The following is a 5,365-nucleotide window of genomic DNA, read 5'->3' on the forward strand; positions in this document are numbered from 1 at the left end:
TTGGGCGGTTTCCCATGACAACCATGGAAACACAATCTCTTCTTCTGTCAACCACACTCCCCCACACCACCCCCACCCATAAGGGGCGGGCCGTGTGCGGGTTGTTGGTGGTCAACCACATAGTGAACGCGAACACCACACTCTGACAACAACATTGTGTGTGTATAAGTCTTCGGTGTATTAGTACCAGTCAGCTCCACGCCTTACAACGCTTCCACACCTGGCCTATCAACCCAGTCGTCTACTGGGCACCTCACACCCCCGTAAGGGGGTCAGGAAATCTCATCTCGGAGCAAGCTTCCCGCTTAGATGCTTTCAGCGGTTATCAATCCCGAACGTAGCTAATCAGCGATGCTCCTGGCGGAACAACTGACATACCAGAGGTTCGTCCGTCCCGGTCCTCTCGTACTAAGGACAGGCCTCCACAAATTTCCAACGCACGCAGCGGATAGGGACCGAACTGTCTCACGACGTTCTGAACCCAGCTCGCGTACCGCTTTAATGGGCGAACAGCCCAACCCTTGGGACCAACTCCAGCCCCAGGATGCGACGAGCCGACATCGAGGTGCCAAACCATGCCGTCGATATGGACTCTTGGGCAAGATCAGCCTGTTATCCCCGAGGTACCTTTTATCCGTTGAGCGACGGCCATTCCACAATGTACCGCCGGATCACTAGTCCCGACTTTCGTCCCTGCTCGAGCTGTCACTCTCACAGTCAAGCTCCCTTGTGCACTTACACTCAACACCTGATTGCCGACCAGGCTGAGGGAACCTTTGGGCGCCTCCGTTACTCTTTAGGAGGCAACCGCCCCAGTTAAACTACCCATCAGGCACTGTCCCTGACCCGGATCACGGGCCGAAGTTAGATGTCCAGAGTGACCAGAGTGGTATTTCAACAACGACTCCACCACCACTAGCGTGATAGCTTCACAGTCTCCCACCTATCCTACACAAGCCACACCGAACACCAATACCAAACTATAGTAAAGGTCTCGGGGTCTTTCCGTCCTGCTGCGCGAAACGAGCATCTTTACTCGTACTGCAATTTCGCCGAGTTCATGGTTGAGACAGTAGGGAAGTCGTTACTCCATTCGTGCAGGTCGGAACTTACCCGACAAGGAATTTCGCTACCTTAGGATGGTTATAGTTACCACCGCCGTTTACTGGGGCTTAAATTCTCCGCTTCGACCCGAAGGGTCTAACAGGTCCTCTTAACCTTCCAGCACCGGGCAGGAGTCAGTCCGTATACATCGTCTTACGACTTCGCACGGACCTGTGTTTTTGATAAACAGTCGCTTCCCCCTAGCCTCTGCGACCCCAACCAGCTCACACCGCGTGGGTGATCACCAGCCGAGGCCCCCCTTCTCCCGAAGTTACGGGGGCATTTTGCCGAGTTCCTTAACCATGATTCTCTCGAACGCCTTAGTATTCTCTACCTGATCACCTGTGTCGGTTTGGGGTACGGGCGACTAGAACCTCACGTCGATGCTTTTCTTGGCAGCATAGGATCACCGAATCCTCTCACCTAAGAGAGTCCCATCACATCTCAGGCACACAACCCGCGGATTTACCAACGGGTCACCCTACATGCTTAGACCAGGACAACCATCGCCTGGCTCGGCTACCTTCCTGCGTCACACCTGTTAACACGTTTACCTCCCCGGATCAGGTCCCAGCCTCACCACACACGCCGTGTACCACAAGGGCACACGATCACGGCGGATCGGGTGGTTAGTATCCCCGGTTCAGTAGGGTCGGTTCTTCGTCGGTACGGGAATATCAACCCGTTGTCCATCGACTACGCCTGTCGGCCTCGCCTTAGGTCCCGACTCACCCAGGGCAGATTAGCTTGACCCTGGAACCCTTGATCATCCGGCGGACGGGTTTCTCACCCGTCTATCGCTACTCATGCCTGCATTCTCACTCGTTGAGGTTCCACCACTGGGTCACCCCGCAGCTTCACTACCCCAACGACGCTCCCCTACCCACAACACCACCTCAACCACAAACGGCTCAGCTTCACGGTGTCATGCCACAACTTCGGCGGTGTACTTGAGCCCCGCTACATTATCGGCGCGGAATCACTTGACCAGTGAGCTATTACGCACTCTTTCAAGGGTGGCTGCTTCTAAGCCAACCTCCTGGTTGTCTCAGCAACTCCACATCCTTTCCCACTTAGCACACGCTTAGGGGCCTTAGTTGATGGTCTGGGCTGTTTCCCTTTCGACTATGAAGCTTATCCCCCACAGTCTCACTGCCACGCTAGAACTTGACTGGCATTCGGAGTTTGGTTGACGTCAGTAACCTTGTAGGGCCCATCAGCCATCCAGTAGCTCTACCTCCAGCAAGCAACACGCAACGCTGCACCTAAATGCATTTCGGGGAGAACCAGCTATCACGGAGTTTGATTGGCCTTTCACCCCTACCCACAGCTCATCCCCTCCATTTTCAACTGAAGTGGGTTCGGTCCTCCACGCGCTCTTACACGCGCTTCAACCTGGCCATGGGTAGATCACCCCGCTTCGGGTCTAGATCACGCCACTCACAACGCCCTATTCAGACTCGCTTTCGCTACGACTACCCCACACGGGTTAATCTCGCGACGTAACACTAACTCGCAGGCTCATTCTTCAAAAGGCACGCTGTCACCCCTAAAGGCTCCAACGGCTTGTAAGCACACGGTTTCAGGTACTATTTCACTCCCCTCCCGGGGTACTTTTCACCATTCCCTCACGGTACTGATCCGCTATCGGTCATCAGGAAGTATTCAGGCTTACCAGGTGGTCCTGGCAGATTCACACGAGATTTCACGGGCCCCGTGCTACTCGGGAACAACGTCACACCACGACAATGACAGTTTCGTCTACGGGACTCACACCCCCTACGGTCTGGCACTCACCACCAGTTCGACTACCACCACGCCACAGCGCCCGGGGTGGCGACCCCGAGAACAACGCATCCCACAACCCCGATCATGCAACCCTCGCCAGGTATCACACACAACCGGTTTAGCCACCATCCGCTTTCGCTCGCCACTACTCACGGAATCACTATTGTTTTCTCTTCCTATGGGTACTGAGATGTTTCACTTCCCCACGTTCCTCCTCGCACCCTATGAATTCAGATACGAGTGACCACGCATGACACGCAGCCGGGTTACCCCATTCGGAGACCCTCGGATCACAGCTCGTTTATCAGCTCCCCGAGGCTTATCGCAGATTTCCACGTCCTTCATCAGCTCCTGATGCCAAGGCATCCACCGTGTGCTCGTAACAACTTATACGCCACACAACACAAAACAATCATCAAAGAACACACCACACACCCCACCAAGGAGGTGCACGGCGTCAAAGATGCTCGCGTCCACTATGTAGTTGACAAACAACAACCCACCAGCACAGCAACCACCAGGACAACCATCCCAGCGCCACCATGCTGCGGGAAACCAACCAACACCAGCGTGTTGATCGACAACCCAACAATGTGCCACCACACCACCACCCCGACACCACCACCAGACCGTGCTGGCGGAGTTCCCGTACCGGGGAGCAGTGTGTCCGCTTGCTGATATTCCACCCATGAGCATCAACCACCCCCCACCACAACGATGGGAGTGTGGGCGCCGACCACACGGCCAGCCACAGTGCTCCTTAGAAAGGAGGTGATCCAGCCGCACCTTCCGGTACGGCTACCTTGTTACGACTTAGTCCCAATCGCCAGTCCCACCTTCGACGGCTCCCCCCACAAGGGTTAGGCCACCGGCTTCGGGTGTTACCAACTTTCGTGACTTGACGGGCGGTGTGTACAAGGCCCGGGAACGTATTCACCGCAGCGTTGCTGATCTGCGATTACTAGCGACTCCGACTTCACGTGGTCGAGTTGCAGACCACGATCCGAACTGAGACCAGCTTTTTGGGATTAGCTCCACCTCACGGTATCGCAACCCATTGTACTGGCCATTGTAGCATGCGTGAAGCCCAAGACATAAGGGGCATGATGATTTGACGTCATCCCCACCTTCCTCCGAGTTGACCCCGGCAGTCTCCTATGAGTCCCCACCATCACGTGCTGGCAACATAGAACGAGGGTTGCGCTCGTTGCGGGACTTAACCCAACATCTCACGACACGAGCTGACGACAACCATGCACCACCTGTACACCAGCCCCACAAGGGGGAAAGACCATCTCTGGCCCGGTCCGGTGTATGTCAAGCCTTGGTAAGGTTCTTCGCGTTGCATCGAATTAATCCGCATGCTCCGCCGCTTGTGCGGGCCCCCGTCAATTCCTTTGAGTTTTAGCCTTGCGGCCGTACTCCCCAGGCGGGGCACTTAATGCGTTAGCTACGGCGCGGAAAACGTGGAATGTTCCCCACACCTAGTGCCCAACGTTTACGGCATGGACTACCAGGGTATCTAATCCTGTTCGCTCCCCATGCTTTCGCTCCTCAGCGTCAGTAACAGCCCAGAGACCTGCCTTCGCCATCGGTGTTCCTCCTGATATCTGCGCATTTCACCGCTACACCAGGAATTCCAGTCTCCCCTACTGCACTCAAGTCTGCCCGTACCCACTGCACACCCGGGGTTAAGCCCCGGGCTTTCACAGCAGACGCGACAAACCGCCTACGAGCTCTTTACGCCCAATAATTCCGGACAACGCTTGCGCCCTACGTATTACCGCGGCTGCTGGCACGTAGTTAGCCGGCGCTTCTTCTGCACGTACCGTCACTTTCGCTTCTTCCGTGCTGAAAGAGGTTTACAACCCGAAGGCCGTCATCCCTCACGCGGCGTCGCTGCATCAGGCTTCCGCCCATTGTGCAATATTCCCCACTGCTGCCTCCCGTAGGAGTCTGGGCCGTGTCTCAGTCCCAGTGTGGCCGGTCACCCTCTCAGGCCGGCTACCCGTCGTCGCCTTGGTGAGCCATTACCCCACCAACAAGCTGATAGGCCGTGAGCCCATCCAAAACCAGTAAAACCCTTTCCACAACACACCATGCGATGCACTGTCATATCCAGTATTAGACCCAGTTTCCCAGGCTTATCCCAGAGTCAAGGGCAGGTTACTCACGTATTACTCACCCGTTCGCCACTCATCCACCCAGTGCAAGCACCAAGCTTCAGCGTTCGACTTGCATGTGTTAAGCACGCCGCCAGCGTTCGTCCTGAGCCAGGATCAAACTCTCCGTCAAAAAAATTCAACAGAAACCACCCACCACAACGTGGCAAGCAGGATCCCAGCTGACACCCAACACCCCAGGAAAACGGGAAAACACCTGCAAGGCATTGGGCCATCAACCAAAAACAATCAAAATCTTTGGTATCAACAAACTAGACACACTATTGAGTTGACAAACAACACACCACATC

The 5,365-nt window shown here is 55.4% G+C and carries 2 rRNA genes; both read right to left on the reverse strand.

From position 1 onward, the window contains the following. Positions 1 to 160: 160 nt before the first annotated feature. Positions 161 to 3,285 (reverse strand): 23S ribosomal RNA (locus EAE32_RS11640). 371 nt (positions 3,286 to 3,656) lie between these two features. Beyond that, a 16S ribosomal RNA gene (locus EAE32_RS11645) occupies positions 3,657 to 5,187 on the reverse strand. The 16S and 23S rRNA genes sit together here, the layout of an rRNA operon. Positions 5,188 to 5,365 lie beyond the last annotated feature (178 nt).

Origin of the sequence: Kocuria tytonicola (assembly GCF_003687175.1) — a bacterium.
Taxonomy (GTDB): domain Bacteria; phylum Actinomycetota; class Actinomycetes; order Actinomycetales; family Micrococcaceae; genus Kocuria; species Kocuria tytonicola.